Here is a 19162-nt window from a genome sequence, read left to right as displayed (position 1 = left end):
TCCCGGCGATGAGTGCGACGCGAAGTGTCGACGGGTGCGACCCGATGTGGCATGCTTGGCGGGCATCGGCGCACGGACCAGACCCCAGGGAACACATGTCCAGACCACTCGCGGGACCGCAGGGCCTGCTCCGCACTCTGAACGGCCGCGCCATCCTGGAAGCGCTCGCCCGCAGCGGCCCCCAGACCCGCGCAGAGCTGATGTCGACGACGGGGCTCTCGCGGACGGCCGTCACCCAGGTGCTGCGGATGCTGGAGGCAGCGGGCGCCGTCGCGGCCGCCGGTGTCGACCGTGACACGCGCGGACCCGCGGCCGGACGCGTCGGGCTGCATCCTCGGCTCGGGTTCGCCGCCGCCGTCCATGTCGACCACCACGCGGCCCATGTGGCCCTCGTCGATGCCGGGGGAGCGGTGCGAGCCGAGCATCATGCGGCGTTCCCCGCGAACGAAGACCGCGTCGCGCACATCATCGGGCTCGTCGAGCACTGTCGCCACACTCTCAGGGCGGCGAAGGGCGCCGTGCATCTCGCCGTGATCGGCGTGCCGGGCATCGTCACGGCGGACGGCGGCATCCGCGACGACCTCGGCCCCGACGGCGGCGCGTTCCGTGCGGCCCTGGCCGCCGACCTCGAGTGCCCCGTCCGGATCGAGAACGACGTGAACCTCGCAGCACTCGCCGAACTCACGGTCGGAGCGGGCGCCGACCTGGCGAGCTTCGCCCTGCTGCTCCTCGACGACGGTCTCGGCGCCGGCATCGTGATCGACGGCGCATTGCACCGTGGATTCTCCGGCGTCGCCGGCGAGGTCATGTACCTGCCGCAGACACCGATCCCGATCGGGGCGCCGGTCGTGAGCGACGCCGTCGTCGGGGATCTCGCTCTGGCTGCGGGTGGAGACGCCGACATGTCGCTCGCCGAGCACCTCGAAGCAGCCGCCGGGGGCGACGAGGCCTCGCTGCGTATCGTCGCCGAGGTGGGCAGACGCATCGTCCTCGTGGCCGGCAGCGTGAGCCTGGTGCTCGACCCCGAGGCGTTCATCCTCAGCGGCACGGCGGCCCACCCCGAGATGGTGGCCGCGATCCGGCGCGTCGCGGGCGAGTACTCCGCACAGCTGCCCCTGCGGTTCCTCGTCTCCTCCTTCGGCCCCGAGGCCCCGCTCGTCGGCGCGGTCGGTGAGGCCGCGGCCGCACTCCGCGGCGCCCTGTTCACCCGCATCCTCACTCCCGCGGCGAAACCCGGCCGCTGAGCGCGATCCCCCACCCCGAAACCCCCGCCGTTCTGACCCGACAGGACCCCCGATGACCGCTCCCTCCGATCTCGCAGACCGCCTCGGACTCACCCCGGGCGCCAGGGCGGTCATCATCAACGCCGATGATTTCGGGATGTGCCATGCGGCCAACACCGCGATCGTCGACCTGCTCGCCTCCGGCCGGATCGACTCGACAACGGTCATGGTCCCGTGCGCATGGTCTCCCGAAGCCCTCGCGTTCGCGGCATCCCGCACCGACCTCGACGTCGGCGTGCATCTCGTGCTCACAAGCGAGTGGAGCCGGTACCGCTGGCGCCCGTTGACCGGCACGGAGACGACCCTGGTCGATCGAGCAGGTTTCTTCCCCGTCGACGTCGCGTCGGTCGAGCGCACGGCATCCGACGACGACGTCGCGGCCGAGATCGCCGCGCAGCTGCAGGCGGCGCTCGATGCCGGGGTCGACGTGACGCACCTCGACAACCACATGGGATCGGTCTACGGCCTCGTCACCGGCCGGGACTTCCTCCCCACGGTGTTCGACCTCGCCGCCCGCAACGGTCTCCCGTTCCGCCTTCCCCGCAGCGCCGACGGTGTGGGCGACGTCGCCGCACTGCAGGCCAACCTCGACGAAGCAGCCGCGGCCGCCGACGCGGCCGGTGTCGAGATCATCGACCGGCTGTGGTCGCATCCCTTCGAGCTGTGCGGGGAGGGAACATCAGACGAGGAGACATACGAGCAGGTGCGAGACGGGTTCATCGGGCTGCTCAGGGCCGTGCCCGCCGGGGTGACCGAGATCTACCTGCACCCGATGGTCGACGACGACGAGCTGCGGGCGGCGGTCGACTTCGCCGCGGCGAAGCGCGGCTACGAGCTGCGGTTGCTCGGTGATCCCGCGGTGCTCCAGGCCATCGAAGACGAAGGGCTCGTGCGCATCGGCTGGCGAGATCTGCGCGAACTGCAGCGGAGAGCCGACCGATGACGACGCTGTCCGAGCGCCTGCGCGACCGCCGTCTCGACGCGGCCCCGACCAGGGCGCAGACCATCGCCTTCGGAGCCTCCGGGTTCCCCACGCAGCTCATGGCCCAAACCTTCTCGGCCTTCGTCGTCTACTTCTATGTGTCGCACCTCGCCGTGCCGGCCGGGTGGGTGGCAGTCGCGATGATCGCCCACGGCATCCTGAACGCGGTGCTGAACCCCGTGGTCGGCGCGATCTCCGACCGGCTCCGCACGCCGTGGGGGCGTCGCATCCCATGGATCGGCCTGGGCATCGTGCCGCTGGTCGTCGCGTTCGCGCTCGTGTGGATGCCGCCGGAGCTCCCCGTCGCCGGCCTCATCGCGTGGTTCCTCGTCGTCGTCGCGGTCTACGACATCGCGTTCGTCGTCGTGGTGCTCAACATCTCGGCGCTGTTCCCCGAGATCTTCCGCACGACCGAGGAGCGCGCCCGCGGCAATGTGCCACGGCAGATCTTCGCGATCCTCGGCATGGTGCTCGGCACGGCCGGCGCTCCCGCCCTCTACAGCGCGATCGGCTGGCCCGGCATGGCGCTCGTGCTCGGAGCGGTGTGCCTGGTGCTGCTCGTGTGGTCGTTCCTCGGCGGGATGATCGAGCGCCGGGTGCCCGAGGCGGCGAGCGAGGCGATGCGGTGGCGCAACCAGCTGAGGTACACGTTCCGCAACCGCGCCTTCGTGCCCTACGTGCTCGGATCGCTCTTCGTGCAGACCTCCATCGCCGTGATCCTCGCCGCGATCCCCTTCTATGTGCGCTACTCGCTGCACGCGGCGGAGGGCGAGGGGAGTCTGCTGCTCGGCGCGATCTTCGTCACCGCGATCCCCTCGATCGTGCTCTGGAGTGCGGTGGTGCGCCGCACGTCGCCGCGCACCGCGCTGCTGTGGAGCGTCGCGGTGTTCGGCGCGGCCGTGCTCGGCTACCTCGCGCCGTCGAACGTGCTCGGGGCGGCGTTGGTCGGCGTCGCGGTCGGCGTGGGCGTCGGTGGACTGCTGCAGCTGCTCGAGGTGGTGCTCGCGCAGATCATCGACGAGGATGCCGTCCGCACAGGTCACCGCCGCGAAGGCGCCTACTTCGGAGTGAACGGCTTCGTGGTGCGCGGCTCGGTCGTGCTGCAGGCGATCGTCGCCGCGACGGTGCTGACCGCATCGGGCTTCGACGCGACCCTCGGCGATGCGCAGCCGGAGGGGGTCGACGGCGGCATCCGACTGATGCTCGCGGTCATCCCCCTGTGCTTCACGGCCCTCGCGTGGCTGTGCTTCTGGCTCTACCCGATCCGCACCCGCGACCTGTGAGGCCTCAGGGGCGGGCCGCCTGCCGTGCCTCCCACCCCGTGCGCACCATCTCGTCGACCGTGTAGCGCATGGTCCAGTCGAGGTCGCGGGCGGCGAGCTCGCCGGTGGCCACGATCCGGTCGGGGTCGCCGGGACGACGGGGGCCGACCTCCGGCGTGAAGTCGATGCCGGTCACGCGGGCGACCGCATCCATGATCTGCTTCACGCTGAGGCCGTCGCCGGAGCCGAGGTTGTAGGCGGCCTCGATCGGACGGCCATCGGCAAGGCGCTGCGCGGCCGCCACGTGCGCTGCCGCGATGTCGCCGACGTGCACATAGTCGCGCACGTTCGTGCCGTCGGCGGTGTCGTAGTCGTCCCCGTTGATCTTCGGCGTCCTGCCCGCGAGCAGCGCTTCGAACACGATCGGGAAGAGGTTGTGCGGGCTGACGTCGTACACGGCCGGATCGGCGGAGCCCACCACGTTGAAGTACCGCAGTGAGGTGTGCCGCAGCGGTACTTCGGAGTCGGCGGTGGCGATCGCCTGGTCGCGCAGCAGCCATTCGCCGATGAGCTTGGACTCGCCGTACGGGCTGGCGGGCTTCTTCGCGGTGTCCTCTTCGACGAGCGCGACCTCCGGCGTGCCGAAGACGGCTGCCGACGAGGAGAACACGATGTTCGCGACGCCGCCGGCCTGCATGGCCTCGAGGAGGATCCTGGTGCCCTCGACGTTCTGGGCGTAGGTGTGCAGAGGGCGCTGCACCGAGACGCCGGCGTATTTGTAGCCGGCGACGTGGATGACGCCATCGGCCTCATGCTCTCGCAGCGTCTGCTCCACGAGGTCGCGGTCGAGGATGCTGCCCCGCACGAACGGCACACCGTGCGGCACGAACGACGGCACGCCGCTGGAGAGGTCGTCGAGCACGACCGGGGTGAGTCCGGCCTCCGCGAGGGCCCGTACGACGTGCGCACCGATGTAGCCGGCGCCGCCGGTGACGATCCAAGACATTGCGTTCCTCTCCTGCCGCGGAGACGTCGCGGCCCGAAGGATCATTCTCTCAGGCGTCGCGCTGCGGTCCTGCCGCCGGGGTGACCGGGAACAGGTGCGGAGCGACGAATCCGGATGCCGCGAAGGCCGCGGTCACGGCGTCGGAGACCGCGTCGACGGCATCCGCGTCGATCAGGGCGATCGCGGCGCCGCCGAAACCGCCTCCGGTCATGCGTGCACCCAGGGCGCCGGCGGCGAGCGCGGCGTCGACCGCGGTGTCGAGCTCGGGGGTCGAGATCTCGAAGTCGTCACGCAGGGAGGCGTGCGAGGCGATGAGCAGTCCGCCGATCGCCCGAGCGCCCCGTTCGCGGAGCGTCCGCACGGTGTCGAGCACGCGCTGGTTCTCGGTGACGACGTGCCGCACGCGCCGGAACGTCACATCGTCCATCAGCTCCCGCGCTCGGTGCAGGTCGGCCACCGATACGTCGCGCAGGGCGGGCACGCCCAGGAGGGAGGCGCCGAGCTCGCACGAGGCTCGGCGTTCGCGGTACCCGCCCGTCGAGTGCGCGTGCTTCACACGCGTGTCGATCACGAGGATCGTGAGGCCGGCATCGGCGACGCCCAGCGGCACGCGCTCCGCGCGCAGCGTGCGGCAGTCGAGGAAGATCGCCGTGTCGGGCGCCCCCGCATCGAGGCCATCTGGTCCATGATCCCGGTCGGGGCGCCGACGGCCTCGTTCTCGGCACGCCGTCCGATGCGGGCCAGCGTCGTGCCGTCGAGGTCGGTGTGCCACAGCTCGTTCAGCGCGGAGGCGGTCGCACCCTCGATCGCCGCCGAGGACGAGAGTCCAGCGCCCACGGGCACGTCCGACGTGATCGCGATGTCGACGCCGCGCCCCGGCACCCCCGTCGCCGCGCGCAGGGCCCAGGCGACCCCGAGCGGATACGCCGCCCATTCGGGGATGGCCGGGGGCAGGCCCGACGGTGTGGGGAACACCCGGTCGAGCTCGTCGAGGCCGACCGACACCGGCTCGTCGGCGAACGCCGAGGCGACACGGATCCGGTCGTCGTCGCGCAGGCCGACCGCGGCGACGGTGCGCTGGGGGATGGCGAACGGCAGCACGAAGCCGTCGTTGTAGTCGGTGTGCTCGCCGATGAGGTTCACGCGCCCTGGCGCTGACCAGAGGCCGTCGGGCTCGCGCCGGGTGAGCTCGCGGAAGAGCGCTGACGCGGCGTCCAGGGCGCCGGTCATGCCGAGTCCGCTTCGATGCGCGGGTCCTGCGACGCGCGTTCGACGGCTTCGCGGAGACGTGCCGCACCCTGCTCCGGTGCGACCTCCGCTGCCCACGCCCACATCGCGGCCTCCGACCCCGCCAGGTACTTCAGCTTGTCGGCGGCCCTCCGCGGACTCGTGAGCTGCAGATGCAGGCGCACGGTGTCGCGGCCGACGTGCACGGGGGCCTGATGCCAGGCGGCGATGTAGGGGTCGGCGTCTCGTACAGGGCGTCGACGCCGCGGAGCAGACGCAGGTACAGCGGGGCGAGTTCGTCGCGCTCGGCATCCGTCGTCTCGGAGAAGTCGGGCACGTGCCGGTGCGGCATGAGGTGCACCTCGAGAGGCCAGCGGGCCGCGAAGGGCACGAACGCCGTCCAGTGCTCGCCGCGGAACACGACCCGCTCCGAGGCCTGCTCGGATTCGAGGATCCGGTGGAACAGGTCGGGTGCGGTCCGATCGATCGACTCGAGCACGCGCGCGGTGCGCGGCGTCACGTACGGGTAGGCGTAGATCTGCCCGTGCGGGTGGGGCAGGGTCACACCGATCTCCTCGCCTCGGTTCTCGAAGGGGAACACCTGTTCGACCCCTGGCAGCTGCGACAGCGCGGCGGTGCGATCGGCCCAGGCCTCGATCACGGTGCGGGCGCGCGTCACCGACTGGGTGCCGAACGAGCCGGAATGCTCGGGGCTGAAGCACACGACCTCGCAGCGTCCGACGGCCGCGCGGGTGCGGGCGAGGCCGAGGGCGGCGAGGTCGTCCAGGCCGCGCGGCGCGTTCGCGGCGGACGGCGCCGCGTCGACGGCCTCGGCGAGGGCCGGGCCGAAGGTGGGGGAGCGGTTCTCGAACACGGCGACGTCGTAGCGCGCGGGGACCTCCGAGGGGTTGCCCGGTGTCTGCGGTGCCAGCGGGTCGGCATCCGCGCTCGGCATCATGACGCGGTTCTGACGGTTCGCGGCGACCGTGATCCAGTCGCCGGTGAGCACGTCGAGGCGCATCGTGGCCGTGTCGGGGCGTGCGTCGAGGGTGCGCAGGTCGATGGCGCGATCGGCTCCGAGTGCGGTGTCGGGGTCGTCGTAATAGAAGAGGTCGCGGCCGTCGGCGAGGGTCGTGGCGCGTCTGACGACGCCGGCGCCGAGGGCCTCCGTGCGCACCTCGGGAAGATCGTGCGTGCTCACGTGAACATGCTATGGGCGCGACCATCGGCATCGGGGAGCGCGCCGTGCTTGCGATCGGTCGGAGTCTCATGGCATGATCTGGGAAAGCGCTTTCCAATCTCGTCTCCGGGAAGCACGGACAGCGTCCCGCGACAGGAACGGAACACCATGACACAGGCGAACACCCGCGAGATCGGGATCATCATGAACGGCGTCTCCGGCCGTATGGGCTACCGGCAGCATCTGGTGCGCTCGATCCTGGCGATCCGTGAGCAGGGCGGCATCGAGCTCCCCGACGGTTCCCGCATCACCGTCAAGCCGATCCTCGTCGGCCGCAACGAGGCCACGCTCGCCGAACTCGCCGCGAAGCACGGCATCGACGACTGGACGACCGATCTCGATGCCGCACTCGCCGACCCGCAGTGGGAGATCTACGCCGACTTCCTGGTGACCAAGGCCAGGGCGTCCGCGATCCGCAGGGCCATCGCCGCCGGCAAGGCGATCTACACAGAGAAGCCCACCGCCGAATCGCTCGACGAGGCCCTCGAACTCGCGCGCCTCGCGCAGCAGGCCGGTGTGAAGACCGGCGTCGTGCACGACAAGCTCTACCTGCCGGGGCTGCAGAAGCTCAAGCGCCTCATCGACTCCGGCTTCTTCGGCCGCATCCTCTCGGTGCGCGGCGAATTCGGCTACTGGGTGTTCGAGGGCGACTGGCAGCCGGCGCAGCGCCCGAGCTGGAACTACCGCACCGAAGACGGCGGCGGCATCATCACCGACATGTTCCCGCACTGGAACTACGTGCTCGAGAACCTCTTCGGCGAGGTGACGAGCGTGTACGCGCAGGCGGCGGTGCACATCGCCGACCGCTGGGACGAGAAGGGCGAGCACTACACCGCCACGGCCGAGGATGCGGCCTACGGCATCTTCGAGATCGAGGGCGGCATCGTCGCCGAGATCAACTCCTCGTGGACCGTGCGGGTCAACCGTGACGAGCTCGTCGAGTTCCAGGTCGACGGCACGCACGGCTCGGCCGTCGTCGGGCTCTTCGGCGCCAAGATCCAGCCGCGCAACGCCACCCCGAAGCCGGTCTGGAACCCCGATCTGGAAGACACCCGCGACTACGACGCCGACTGGCAGCAGGTGCCCACCAACGACGTGTTCCTCAACGGCTTCCGCCAGCAGTGGGAGGAGTACCTGGTCTCCTACGTCGAGGGCACCGACTACCCGTTCGACCTGCTCGCCGGCGCGCGCGGCGTGCAGTTCGCCGAGGCGGGGCTCACCTCCAGCGCCGAGGGTCGCAAGATCGCGCTCGAGCCCCTCACCCTGGATTGAGGCGCGCATGAGCACCCTCCGGCTCCTCCGAGCGACCGGTGAGACCGCCGATGTCGCGCTGAACGACTCGGGCGTCTACGCACGCCCCTCTGCTCCTCTGCGCAGCCGCGTCGCCTACGCTGCCGCCCACGTCGTGCCGAAGGTGCACGCCGACAACACCCCGGGGCAGCCCGCCGACATCGACTGGGATGCCACGCTCGCGTTCCGCCGCAACGTGTACTCGTGGGGTCTCGGCGTCGCCGACGCGATGGACACCGCCCAGCGCAACATGGGTCTGGACGCTGCCGCCACCCGCGAGCTGATCGCGCGCAGCGCCGAGGTCGCCCGCGAGGAGGGCGGCTCGGTCGTGGTCGGCGTCAACACCGACCACATCGCAGAGCCGCACATCTCGCTCGACCAGGTGATCGCGGCCTACCTCGAGCAGCTGCACTTCACGGAGGAGCAGGGCGCCGGCCCGGTGCTCATGGCCTCGCGCCATCTCGCCCGCGTCGCGACCGGTGCCGAGGACTACCGTCGCGTCTACCGCGAGGTGCTGTCGAGGGCCACGGTGCCCGTGGTGCTGCACTGGCTCGGCACGGCCTTCGACCCTGAACTGGCGGGATACTTCGGGGCAGATGACTGGCAGACGGCGTCGGGGGTGCTGCTCGACGTGATCGCCGAGAACCCCGACAAGGTCGCTGGTGTCAAGATGAGCCTCCTGAACGCCGAGTCCGAGATCTCGGTGCGCGAACGGCTTCCCGACTCCGTGCGCATGTTCACGGGCGACGACTTCAACTACGTCCGCCTGATCGCCGGCGTGCCTTCTCCTTTGCCCTCTCGTGCGCCGAGTGCACGGGATGCTGCCGAGCGCACGGGGACTTCCCCCGAACACGCCGTGCACTCGGCAACAAGCCGTGCGCCCGGCGAACGCACCGGCGGCGGGGCGGGGGTGCGAGGGCACTCGGATGCGCTGCTGGGCGCGTTCGCGGCGATCACACCCGTGGCCTCGGCGGCCATCCAGGCCCTGGACGCCGGTGACACCGAGGCGTACCTGCGCATCCTCGGCCCCACCGAGGAGCTGAGTCGGCAGGTCTTCGCAGCCCCCACGTTCTACTACAAGACCGGTGTCGCCTTCCTCTCCTGGCTCAACGGCCATCAGCCGGCGTTCCAGATGGTCGGAGGGCTGCACTCCGCGCGGAGCCTGCCGCACCTGAGCCGCATCGTGGAACTCGCGAACTCCTCGCTGGCCCTCGAGCAGCCCGACCTCGCCCGTGAGCGGTGGCATGCCATGCTCCGACTGAACGGCGTCGACGCATGACCGCCGTGCCGGGCTCGACGCCCCCGCACGCGCACCTGCAGGGAGAAAGCACGTCTGTCGGAGGAAACGCCGCGGAAGCCACCGACATCCGCGCAGCCGCCCGACCGACGGGCATGACCGAGCCGGACCCGCGCCTGTCGATCAACCAGGCCACCATCAAGCATGCCGACCTCGAGACGGCCTTGCGGGTCACGGCCGATGCCGGGGTCCAGGCGATCGGACTCTGGCGCGAGCCCGTGAACGAGGTCGGGCTCGACACCGCCGCACGGATGCTCACCGACTCGGGGCTGCGGTTCACGACGCACTGTCGTGGCGGGTTCTTCACGCTCCCGGTCGGCCCGGATCGTGACGCCGCCCTCGACGACAACCGCCGTGCGATCGAGGAGACCGCGACCCTCGCTGCCGCCGGTGCCGAGGGCTCGACGGCGGTGCTGGTGCTCGTCGCGGGCGGTCTCCCTTCGGGGTCGCGCGACCTGATCGGCGCACGGGAACGTGTGCGCGATGCGATCGGGGTGCTGGCACCTGAGGCGAAGGCGGCGGGGGTGACGCTCGCGATCGAGCCGCTGCACCCCATGTACGCCTCCGATCGGGCGGTCGTCTCGACGCTCGGTCAGGCGCTCGACATCGCCGCCGACTTCGACGCCGATGTGGTCGGCGCCGCGGTCGACACGTTCCACATCTGGTGGGATCCGCAGGTGCTCGCGCAGATCGCCCGCGCCGGTCGTGAGGGCCGCATCGCCACGTACCAGGTATGCGACTGGAAGACGCCTCTCGCCGCGGACGTGCTGCTCTCGCGCCACTACACGGGCGACGGCGTGATCGACTTCGGTTCGCTCACCCGTGCGGTCATGGCGACCGGGTACGACCGTGACATCGAGGTCGAGATCTTCAATGCCGAGGTCTGGGCGGATGCGCCGGAGACCGTCGTGCGCCGGACGGCCGAGACCTTCGCCGCCGCCGTCTCGCCGCATCTGCGCTGAGCCGAGGCGCGGAGTTGAGAGGATGACATCGTGACAGGTATCCGTGCGGGGGTGTGCTCGGTGACGTTCCGAGAGCTCTCGCCGCAACGGATCATCGATCTCGCCGCTGATGCCGGGCTCGCGGCGATCGAGTGGGGCGGCGACGTGCACGTGCCGCCCGGCGATGTCGTCAGGGCGGCGGAGGTGGCGCGCGCCACGGTCGACGCGGGGCTCGCGGTGGCCTCGTACGGGTCGTACTTCCGCGCGGGTACGCATGACTCCCTGACGCCCGTCCTCGACACTGCGCAGGCGCTGGGCACCGACCGCGTCCGGATCTGGGCCGGCCACGTCGGATCGGATGCCGCGACCGAGGCCGACTGGCATGCCGTGGTCGCACGCCTGCACGCGGCTGCGGCCGAGGCGGAGGAGTACGGGATCGGTCTCGCGCTCGAGTTCCACTCCGGCACCCTCGCCGACACGGCCCCGACCACGATGCGTCTGCTCGATCAGGTCGGCAGCCCCGTGCTCTCGACCTACTGGCAGCCGACGGTCGGCGCCACGGTCGACACGGTGCTGGCCGAATACCGCGCGGTGGCGGCCCGCACCAGCGCCGCTCACGTCTTCTCGTGGTGGCCGGCGCGCGAGCGGCTGCCTTTGCGGGCCCGCGACGCGCTGTGGACGAGGTTCTTCGCCGAGGCGAGGGCCGCGGCGTCGCCGCCCCGCGATGCCTTGCTCGAGTTCGTGCCGGGTGACGATCCGGCGCTCCTCGCGACCGAGGCGGCAGCGCTGCGCGACTACATCTCAGGATCGGCATGATGACGACCCGCGAAGTAGGCTCGGGGTCATGACCAAGCCCGCAGCGTCCGCGGACGGAGCGGCGCCAGGACGCACGCCGCGTCATGCCAGGGGCCCCGCCCCGACACTGCACGACGTCGCCCGCGAGGCCGGCGTCTCGCTGGCGACGGCTTCTCGCGTGCTCAACGGCTCCGAGCGCAAGGTCGCCGAGCAGTACCGCGAACGAGTGGAGACCGCGGCCGCCGCACTCGGCTACACGGCGAACGTGTCGGCGCAGGCGACGGCTCGCGGCATGTCGCCGGTGATCGCCCTCCTCGTGGCCGACATCGCCGACCCGTACTTCGGCCTGATCGCCTCCGGCGTGGCCCGCGGCGCCGACGAGCACGGGCTCGTCGTGACGATCGCCATCACGGAGCGCGACCCGGCGCGGGAGGCGCGGATCGTGCGCGCGCTCCGGGGCAGCGGCCGCGGGGCCTGATCCTCGCCGCCTCCCGCACCCAGGAGCCGATGGAGGTCGAGACGGCGCATGAGCTCGCCGAGTTCGCCCGTCTGGGCGGCAGGGTCGTGTCGTTCGGCCCGGATGGCGGCGGAGACCATCGCATCGAGATCGACAACCGCTCCGGCGCGGAAGCGCTCGGTCGGCGGATGGCGGGACTCGGATACCGCTCGGCGATCGCGCTCGGCGCGGCAGAGGGCGTCCGCACCTCGGATGATCGTCTGACCGGATTCCGTGCCGGCTTCGAGGGTGCCGGCGGTGTGGTCGAGGATGTGCGGCGAGGGGGCTTCCGCCGGGAGTCGGGTGCCGCGGAGATGGCAGCCGCGCTCGCCGACGGTGTCGCGAAGAGCACACTCGTCTTCGGGATCAGCGATGTGGTCGCGATCGGTGCCATGTCGGCGATCCGCGATGCCGGGCGCGAGGTCGGTGCCGACATCGCGGTGTGCGGCTTCGACGACGTCCCGGTGAGCGGCGATGTCTCTCCCGCCCTGACGACCGTGCGGGTGCCGTTGAGCGAGGTCGGCTATCAGGCGTTCCGGGCCACGGTCGACGCCGACTGGGAACAGGGGCCTCTGCCGCTCGAGATCGTCGTGCGTGCGAGCACCCCCGGTGTCGCCGCGTGACCAGGGTGGTGCTGGCGCCCGACAGCTTCAAGGGGACGATCACGGCGGCCGATGCGGCTGCGGCGTTGGCCGAAGGGTGGGCGTCGGTCGAACCGTCCGCCGCATTCGTGCACCGACCCATGGCCGACGGCGGCGAGGGCACCGTGGCCGCGTTCGAGGCTGCCGTGCCCGGTGCCGTGCGCGTGCCGGTCGCGGTCGACGGCCCCGCCGGCGTGCGGATCGACACCACCTGGCTCCTGCTGCCGCCGACAGACGAGGCGCCGGGCGGCACCGCCGTCGTCGATCTCGGCTCGACGTCCGGCATCGAGCTGCTCGACGAACTGCGCCCGTGGGACGCCGACACGACGGGTCTGGGACAGGCCATGGCCGATGCCCTCGACCGCGGTGTCTCACGACTCGTGGTCGGCATCGGCTCGAGCGCCTCGACAGACGGCGGCACCGGGATGCTGACGGCGCTGGGGGCACGGTTCCTCGACGCGTCCGGCGTCCCCATCGCGCGGGGCGCGCGTGGCCTCGCCGACATCGCCTCGGTCGATCTGACGGGGATGCGGGCGGCGCCGGAGGTGCGGGTGCTGACGGACGTCACGAACCCCTCACCGGCCCCGGGGTGCGGCCGCCGTGTTCGGCCCGCAGAAGGGGCTGCGCGCGAAGGAGGACATCGCGCGAGCCGACGACGGTCTGCGCCGCCTCGCCGACCTTCTGGGTGTCGACCCGGCGGGGAGGGCAACGGCGCAGCCGGAGGCACCGGCGCCGCGCTCGTCGCGTGGGGCGGCGTGCTCGCTCCCGGCGCTGCCGAGGTGGCCGAGCTCATCGGCCTCGCCGCCGCGATCGCCGATGCCGACGTCGTCATCACCGGCGAAGGCTCCTACGACGGACAGTCCGGTGACGGCAAGGTGCCCTCGTTCCTCGCCGGCCTCGCCGCTGCGGCGGGGGCGCGCGCGATGCTCGCCGCCGGGCGCATCACCGCGGATGCCGACACCGCGCTGTTCGCCGCATCCGCATCTCTCACCGACATCGCCGGGTCGTCCGACGAGGCCCTCGCGAATCCCTCGCGCTGGCTCCGCGAGGCCGGCGCCCTGCTCGCACGCGCTGGAGCGTGACGGCGGGGCGCGAGACGGCTCCGAGGTCGCAGGATCGGGATGGTCGGCCCTCCGTCCGATGTGGCGCGGACACGGCGTTGTGTCCTTCGGAATATGTTCATCCGACGTATGGTTCGCCCTCTGCTACGATCAGCGCAGAATACCGGTTGTTCGATCGAATGGACTGAGCCGGCTTCGCTCGATCTAGGGGAGATTGTCCGTGAGTCATGTCCGTTCGCACCGCCGTGCCGTGGTGTCCGATTCCCACCGGGGGCCCTGGTCCCGCATGCTCCGCACCGGCGGGGTCGTGCTCACCGCTCTCGCCCTGATCGCGTCCTCCGCGGTTCCCGCCGTCGCTGGCGAGTCCGCGCCGTCGACGTCGACGGTCGTCACCGCAGCGGCCCCCGACCTGGTCAGCGACGATCCCGCTGTCGTCTCCGCGGCGCATGGAGCCCAGGTCAGCACCGAGCCCGGCGACACCTCCTCCTCTGAGGAACCTTCCGACGAGGCCGCCACCCCCGTGCCGCCGAGTGCGGACACGCCCGTGACGCAGGCGCGTGTCACGGATGCATCGGCGACAGCGGCCGACCTGCCCGAATCCACGTACGGCGAGGTCGTCAGGGTCACCGTCTCCGGACGCTTCGTGACCCCGGCAGGTGCCCCCGCGGCCGGAGTGAACCTCCGCGCGGAGCCCATCTTCGGCGACGGTCCCGGTGAGCTCGCCCAGATCACGACCGGTGCGAACGGCACCTTCACGCTGAACGTCGACACGGCGCGTCCGTTCGCCCTCCTGGTGACCCCTGGCGCGGGTTACGTCACCGGGATGATCGGCACCGACCGCAAGATCATCCCGGGGAACTGGCCGGAGGGCCGGTGGGTCCTCGAGCCCGAGGCGGCCGTCTCCACGATCGGAGACGTCGCGCTCGTCGCAGGACATGCCGTGTCCGGAACCGTGACGGTCACCGGTCCGCTCTCGCCCACCGAGACCCGGCTCCAGCTGTCGGCGGAGAACGCGCAGTTCGAGATCCCGCTCTCGATCAAGACCGGCTCGACCTCCTGGTCGGTGACGGTTCCGAAGGGCACATATCGCGCATCGGTGACGGGGTACGGCCTGGGCATCGAGGCATACTACGGAGGAAGCACCTACGACACCGCGAAGCCGATCGTCGTGAACGGCGCGGTGACCAGCATCGGGATCGCCGTGACGATCAGCTCCCGGACGATCTCGGGCACGGTCCGCGACCTGAAGGGGAACCCGGTCGAAGGCGCCGGTGTCAGTCTCAACCCGCGCCCGTGGACGTCGGGGAATCTCGCCCGGTCCGCGACCACCGCAGCGAACGGCACGTACACCCTCCTCAACGTCGTGCCAGGCACGTTCGACCTGAGCTTCTACAGCTCGGGGCCGCCCACCTACTGGCCCGGCGTCAGCAGCTGGGATAACGCCGGGACGATCACCGTCACATCGGCGTCCGGGTCGCTGACCGGTTACAACGCCGCCGTGGCGGCCGGCGTGCGCATCACCGGCACGTCGACCAATGCCGACGGAACGCCACGAGAAGGCGACACGATCTGGTTCAACCAGGCGGGCAACAACGTCGCCTCCATGGTGACGGGTCCCGACGGCTCGTACTCGTCTTACATCCTGCCGGCCGGCGAGTACACCGTGGGCCTGAGCCACGCGGGCACCGTGGGGACCCCGCAGCAGTGGTACGACGGCAAGAGGAGCGCGGCCGAGGCGGATCTCGTGCGTGCGACGACCGACGGCGCGGTATACGACGGCATCGACTTCGTCGCCGTGAAGGGCGGCTCGATCACCGGCACGGTCTCCTTCGCGGGCGGTGCTGCGGTCACGGGCGCCACGGTCTCGGTGTTCGCCGCGCACAACACCGACCAGCCCGTCGCCACGGCGACGACGGACGCGCAGGGTCGCTACACGGTCAAGGGGCTGAACCGCGAGAACTACGTCGTCAAGATCACCTCCGGCACCAGCGGCGTGGTCGACGTGTGGTACGGGGCCACTGCGAGCGACCCGGCCGCGGTCGTGATCGAGCTCGGCCTCGACGCGACGTTCCGCGCCGACGTCACCGCCGTCCTCGGCGGCACGATCAGCGGAACCGTCACCGGCGTCGCGGGTCGGACGTACTGGGTGTCGTTGAGCCGGCAGGACGGCTCCGACTACCGCTCCATGGCGGTGCCGATCACCGATGGATCCGCCGTGAAGTGGGAGGTCTCCGGACTCGCGGGCACCTGGATCGCCTCGGTCAACGGCGACTACTGGAACGCCGACGGCTCCTCGGAGCAGGCCACGCCGATCACGGTCGTCCCCGGCAAGGTCTTCACCGGGGTCGACTTCGATCTGCGCAAGAACCTGAACGTCACGGGGGCGTTGCGTACCACCGACGGATCGGACATCGCGCGCGTCGATGCGACGATCGAGCGCCAGGAGGGCGAGTGGTGGAACTACGTGGACTCCGCCCCCGGAATCGGTGCACAGTTCGGGTTCTCCGTCGAGCCGGGGGCGTATCGGATCCGCACATCCGGGTACTCCGCGAACGGCGACGCACTGCGCGAGACGACGACGCCGTTCACCGTCGTCGCCGGGAAGCCGACCGTCCTCGACATCACCACGCAGCGGGGCTGGACGGTCAGCGGCCGTGTGACCGATGCCGCGACCGGTGAGCCGGTGTCCGGGGAGTCCGTGCGGGCGCAGTCGCTCGTCACGTACTCGACGGTGTACGGCCGCACCCAGGCCGACGGGTCCTACCGCATCGTGGTCGGCTCGCCCGGTGCCTGGGATGTCTCGGCGGCAGACGCCTCCACGACCTACTCGACCTCGACGCGCCGCATCACCCTCGCGGGCGCCGACCTGAAGGACATCACGTTCGCGCTCGCCAAGGGGCAGCGGCTGAGCGGCAAGGCGACCGCCGAGAACACGTCGAACCCCCTGCCCGGCATCCAGGTCTACGTCTGGAACGCCGCGGGGAGGGCGTCGCCTCTGCGACCACCGCCAGCGATGGCACCTACCGCACCCCGGCCCTCGCCAACGGCGCGTACACCGTGAGGTTCTCGAACTGGAACGGGCTCTATGTCGAGGAGTGGTGGAAGGATGCCACGACCTCCGCATCCGCGACGAAGGTCGATGTCGCCAGCAAGCCGGTGACGGGCGTCGACGCGTCCATGCGCCTCGGCGGGGTCGTCACAGGCGGGGTCTCCGACGCCGACGGCAATCCGCTCGCGGGGGCCACCGTGGGTCTCGCGGCCCTGCCGGCCTCGGGAATCGGCGCGTTCTTCGCGCCCTTGACCGAGATGTTCGGTGCGACGCCAGGGGGAGGGATCCTCGACATCGAGACCATCACGGATGAGTCGGGGAACTACACGCTCCCTCCGGTGGAGGCGGGGTCGTACGGACTGTACGTGTACTCGCCCGCGACCGGCACGACGTGGTTCGACGGCAAGAAGACGCTGAGCGAAGCGGACACCGTCGAGGTTTCCGCCGGCGGGACCGTGAACGTCCCGCTGCAGATGCGCGCTCTCGCCTCCGGGGAGGCACCGCGTACGCCGGAGCAGTCCATCAGCGACGAGTTCACGATTCAGCGACAGCCCGTCGACGTCACCGTGATCGATGGCGAGACCGCGACCTTCCGAGCCGCGGCCTCAGGCGCGACGGCACCGACGATCCGCTGGGAGAAGCGCAAGAAGGGGGCTTCGACGTTCACGACGATCGCGGGCGCGACGGACTCGACGCTCGCACTGACCGGGACGATCGCCGACTCCGGCACAGCGGTGCGCGCGGTCTTCACGTCCGGCGGGACGACGAAGACCACGGATATCGCGACGTTGACGGTGACGGCGAAGCCCTCGGTGCCGAAGACGCCGACGGTGCCGGTCGCGTCGAAGGTGCAGGAGACGTCCGCCCAGCTCGATTGGACCGCGCCCGCCTCGGGGGCTCGCCGATCACCGGGTACTCGGTGCGGGTCTACACCGGCGGTGCGCTCGTGCGCGAGATCGCCGTCACGGGGGAGTCCTTCTCCCTCACCGGCTTGACCGCGCAGACCACCTACGCCGTGTCCGTGACCGCGGTCAACGCGGTCGGTGCCGGCGCGGAGTCGCCGCGCGTCTCGTTCACCACGCTGAAGGCCTCGACGGCGCCGGGCGCGCCGTCCGCGGTGTCGGCGGTGGCCGGCGACGGGCAGGCGACGGTGTCGTGGAAGGCGCCGACCTCGAACGGCGGTTCCGCGATCACGGGCTACACCGTGACGGCGTCGCCGGGTGGCAAGACGGCCACGACGACGGGGGCGACGACGGCGACGGTCGCGGGTCTGACGAACGGTACGGCGTACACGTTCACGGTGAAGGCGACGAACGCGATCGGCTCCTCGGCAGCGTCTGCCGCCTCAGCGGCGGTCACACCGAAGGGCGCGGCGAAGGCTCCGGATGCGCCGTCCGCGGTGTCGGCGGTGGCCGGCGACGGTCAGGCGACGGTGTCGTGGAAGGCGCCGACCTCGAACGGCGGTTCCGCGATCACGGGCTACACCGTGACGGCGTCGCCGGGTGGCAAGACGGCCACGACGACGGGGGCGACGACGGCGACGGTCGCGGGTCTGACGAACGGTACGGCGTACACGTTCACGGTGAAGGCGACGAACGCGATCGGCTCCTCGGCGGCGTCTGGCGCGTCCGCAGCCGTGACCCCGACGGCGCCCGCAGCCGCGGTCTCGCGTCAGTCGGGGCCTGGTCGGTATGAGACGGCGGTCGCGGTGTCGCAGGCGTCGTTCCCGACGGCGGGTGTGCCGGTGGCGTATCTGGCGAGTGGCCGGGACTTCCCTGATGCGTTGGCGGGTGCGGCGGCGGCGGGTCACCTCGGTGGTCCGGTGCTGTTGACGGAGCCGGGTGCGTTGCCCGCGGTGGTTTCGGCGGAGCTGGCGCGTCTGAAGCCGCAGCGGATCGTGATCCTCGGTGGCACTGGCGCGGTGAGCGAGGCGGTCAAGAAGCAGGCAGGCGCGTTCACGTCGGGTGGGGTCTCGCGTCAGTCGGGGCCCGGTCGGTATGAGACGGCGGTCGCGGTGTCGCAGGCGTCGTTCCCGACCGCGGGTGTGCCGGTGGCGTATCTGGCGAGCGGCCGAGGCTTCCCTGATGCGTTGGCGGGTGCGGCGGCGGCGGGTCACCTCGGTGGTCCGGTGCTGTTGACGGAGCCGGGTGCGTTGCCTGCGGTGGTTTCGGCGGAGCTGGCGCGTCTGAAGCCGCAGCGGATCGTGATCCTCGGTGGCACTGGCGCGGTGAGCGAGGCGGTCAAGAAGCAGGCAGGCGCGTTCACGTCGGGTGGGGTCTCGCGGCAGTCGGGGCCTGGTCGGTATGAGACGGCGGTCGCGGTGTCGCAGGCGTCGTTCCCGACCGCGGGTGTGCCGGTCGTGTATCTGGCGAGCGGCCGGGACTTCCCTGATGCGTTGGCGGGTGCGGCGGCGGCGGGTCACCTCGGTGGTCCGGTGCTGTTGACGGAGCCGGGTGCGTTGCCTGCGGTGGTTTCGGCGGAGCTGGCGCGTCTGAAGCCGCAGCGGATCGTGATCCTCGGTGGCACTGGCGCGGTGAGCGAGGCGGTCAAGAAGCAGGCGGAGACCTACATCCGGCGTTGACGACATCGTCG

14 protein-coding genes and 2 pseudogenes are annotated in these 19162 nt (G+C 71.1%); 13 read left to right on the top strand and 3 right to left on the bottom strand.

Annotation, left to right across the window (positions count from 1 at the left end; all coding sequences use genetic code 11):
• Window positions 1-95: 95 nt before the first annotated feature.
• The 3 genes from K1X59_RS17460 to K1X59_RS17450 are packed head-to-tail and all read left to right on the top strand — an operon-like array spanning window position 96 to window position 3548.
• Window positions 96-1244 (top strand): ROK family transcriptional regulator, encoded by a 1149-nt coding sequence (locus K1X59_RS17460; protein ID WP_220173627.1) that lies wholly within the window; start codon window positions 96-98, stop codon window positions 1242-1244.
• Window positions 1245-1296: 52 nt separating this feature from the next.
• Entirely contained in the window at window positions 1297-2226 is a 930-nt protein-coding gene (locus tag K1X59_RS17455) for a polysaccharide deacetylase family protein (RefSeq protein WP_183150980.1), read from the top strand.
• On the top strand, window positions 2223-3548 hold the full coding sequence (locus tag K1X59_RS17450) for an MFS transporter (protein WP_220173626.1): 1326 nt from the start codon (window positions 2223-2225) through the stop codon (window positions 3546-3548). Before K1X59_RS17455 ends, K1X59_RS17450 begins: the two co-directional genes overlap by 4 nt.
• A gap of 4 nt (window positions 3549-3552) precedes the next feature.
• On the opposite strand, the gene galE is transcribed toward K1X59_RS17450, so the two are convergent.
• The 3 genes and pseudogenes from galE to galT form a co-directional block, all read right to left on the bottom strand.
• A complete protein-coding gene (galE, locus tag K1X59_RS17445) occupies window positions 3553-4533 on the bottom strand; it encodes a UDP-glucose 4-epimerase GalE (protein WP_183150979.1) in 981 nt (326 codons plus the stop codon).
• Between the two features lie 49 nt (window positions 4534-4582).
• Window positions 4583-5763: pseudogene (gene galK, locus K1X59_RS17440) on the bottom strand (galactokinase).
• Window positions 5760-6937 (bottom strand): annotated as a pseudogene (gene galT, locus K1X59_RS17435) (galactose-1-phosphate uridylyltransferase). The pseudogenes galK and galT overlap by 4 nt, the downstream one beginning before the upstream one ends.
• Before the next feature lie 171 nt (window positions 6938-7108).
• Here galT and K1X59_RS17430 point away from each other — a divergent pair.
• From K1X59_RS17430 to K1X59_RS17390, 10 genes are all read left to right on the top strand, one after another.
• The gene (locus K1X59_RS17430) at window positions 7109-8272 is read left to right on the top strand and encodes a Gfo/Idh/MocA family protein (protein ID WP_220173625.1); all 1164 of its coding nucleotides are present in this window, start codon (window positions 7109-7111) and stop codon (window positions 8270-8272) included.
• A 7-nt stretch (window positions 8273-8279) separates the two neighbouring features.
• On the top strand, window positions 8280-9569 hold the full coding sequence (locus K1X59_RS17425; protein WP_220173624.1) for a dihydrodipicolinate synthase family protein: 1290 nt from the start codon (window positions 8280-8282) through the stop codon (window positions 9567-9569).
• Window positions 9570-9682: 113 nt separating this feature from the next.
• Window positions 9683-10549, top strand: a complete 867-nt coding sequence (locus K1X59_RS17420) for a sugar phosphate isomerase/epimerase (RefSeq protein ID WP_183152885.1) — start codon at window positions 9683-9685, stop codon at window positions 10547-10549.
• A gap of 30 nt (window positions 10550-10579) precedes the next feature.
• The gene (locus tag K1X59_RS17415; RefSeq protein WP_244632146.1) at window positions 10580-11344 is read left to right on the top strand and encodes a sugar phosphate isomerase/epimerase; all 765 of its coding nucleotides are present in this window, start codon (window positions 10580-10582) and stop codon (window positions 11342-11344) included.
• A 28-nt stretch (window positions 11345-11372) separates the two neighbouring features.
• Window positions 11373-11801: a LacI family DNA-binding transcriptional regulator gene (locus tag K1X59_RS21895; protein ID WP_258566913.1), complete on the top strand. Its 429-nt coding sequence runs from the start codon at window positions 11373-11375 to the stop codon at window positions 11799-11801.
• 29 nt (window positions 11802-11830) lie between these two features.
• A complete protein-coding gene (locus tag K1X59_RS21890; protein WP_258566912.1) occupies window positions 11831-12442 on the top strand; it encodes a substrate-binding domain-containing protein in 612 nt (203 codons plus the stop codon).
• Window positions 12439-13542, top strand: coding sequence for a glycerate kinase (locus K1X59_RS17405; protein ID WP_396652552.1), 1104 nt, complete (start codon window positions 12439-12441; stop codon window positions 13540-13542). The genes K1X59_RS21890 and K1X59_RS17405 overlap by 4 nt, the downstream gene beginning before the upstream one ends.
• 265 nt (window positions 13543-13807) lie before the next feature.
• Window positions 13808-16582: a carboxypeptidase-like regulatory domain-containing protein gene (locus K1X59_RS17400; protein ID WP_220173623.1), complete on the top strand. Its 2775-nt coding sequence runs from the start codon at window positions 13808-13810 to the stop codon at window positions 16580-16582.
• Window positions 16579-17565, top strand: a complete 987-nt coding sequence (locus tag K1X59_RS17395; protein WP_183150974.1) for a carboxypeptidase regulatory-like domain-containing protein — start codon at window positions 16579-16581, stop codon at window positions 17563-17565. Before K1X59_RS17400 ends, K1X59_RS17395 begins: the two co-directional genes overlap by 4 nt.
• Window positions 17490-19151 (top strand): cell wall-binding repeat-containing protein, encoded by a 1662-nt coding sequence (locus tag K1X59_RS17390; protein ID WP_220173622.1) that lies wholly within the window; start codon window positions 17490-17492, stop codon window positions 19149-19151. Before K1X59_RS17395 ends, K1X59_RS17390 begins: the two co-directional genes overlap by 76 nt.
• Window positions 19152-19162: the final 11 nt, after the last annotated feature.

Origin of the sequence: Microbacterium sp. Se5.02b (assembly GCF_019464375.1) — a bacterium.
In the GTDB taxonomy this organism is placed as follows: domain Bacteria; phylum Actinomycetota; class Actinomycetes; order Actinomycetales; family Microbacteriaceae; genus Microbacterium.
This window is presented reverse-complemented; position numbering and strand designations above follow the sequence as displayed.

Excerpts from the sequence above, each read along its gene's own strand:
- K1X59_RS17450 (WP_220173626.1), top strand. The coding sequence starts at position 2,223 with ATGACGACGCTGTCCGAGCGCCTGCGCGACCGCCGTCTCGACGCGGCC.
- K1X59_RS17460 (WP_220173627.1), top strand. The coding sequence starts at position 96 with ATGTCCAGACCACTCGCGGGACCGCAGGGCCTGCTCCGCACTCTGAAC.
- K1X59_RS17455 (WP_183150980.1), top strand. The coding sequence starts at position 1,297 with ATGACCGCTCCCTCCGATCTCGCAGACCGCCTCGGACTCACCCCGGGC.
- K1X59_RS21890 (WP_258566912.1), top strand. The coding sequence starts at position 11,831 with ATGGAGGTCGAGACGGCGCATGAGCTCGCCGAGTTCGCCCGTCTGGGC.
- K1X59_RS17420 (WP_183152885.1), top strand. The coding sequence starts at position 9,683 with ATGACCGAGCCGGACCCGCGCCTGTCGATCAACCAGGCCACCATCAAG.
- K1X59_RS17425 (WP_220173624.1), top strand. The coding sequence starts at position 8,280 with ATGAGCACCCTCCGGCTCCTCCGAGCGACCGGTGAGACCGCCGATGTC.
- galE (WP_183150979.1), bottom strand. The coding sequence starts at position 4,533 with ATGTCTTGGATCGTCACCGGCGGCGCCGGCTACATCGGTGCGCACGTC.
- K1X59_RS21895 (WP_258566913.1), top strand. The coding sequence starts at position 11,373 with ATGACCAAGCCCGCAGCGTCCGCGGACGGAGCGGCGCCAGGACGCACG.
- K1X59_RS17430 (WP_220173625.1), top strand. The coding sequence starts at position 7,109 with ATGACACAGGCGAACACCCGCGAGATCGGGATCATCATGAACGGCGTC.
- K1X59_RS17400 (WP_220173623.1), top strand. The coding sequence starts at position 13,808 with ATGCTCCGCACCGGCGGGGTCGTGCTCACCGCTCTCGCCCTGATCGCG.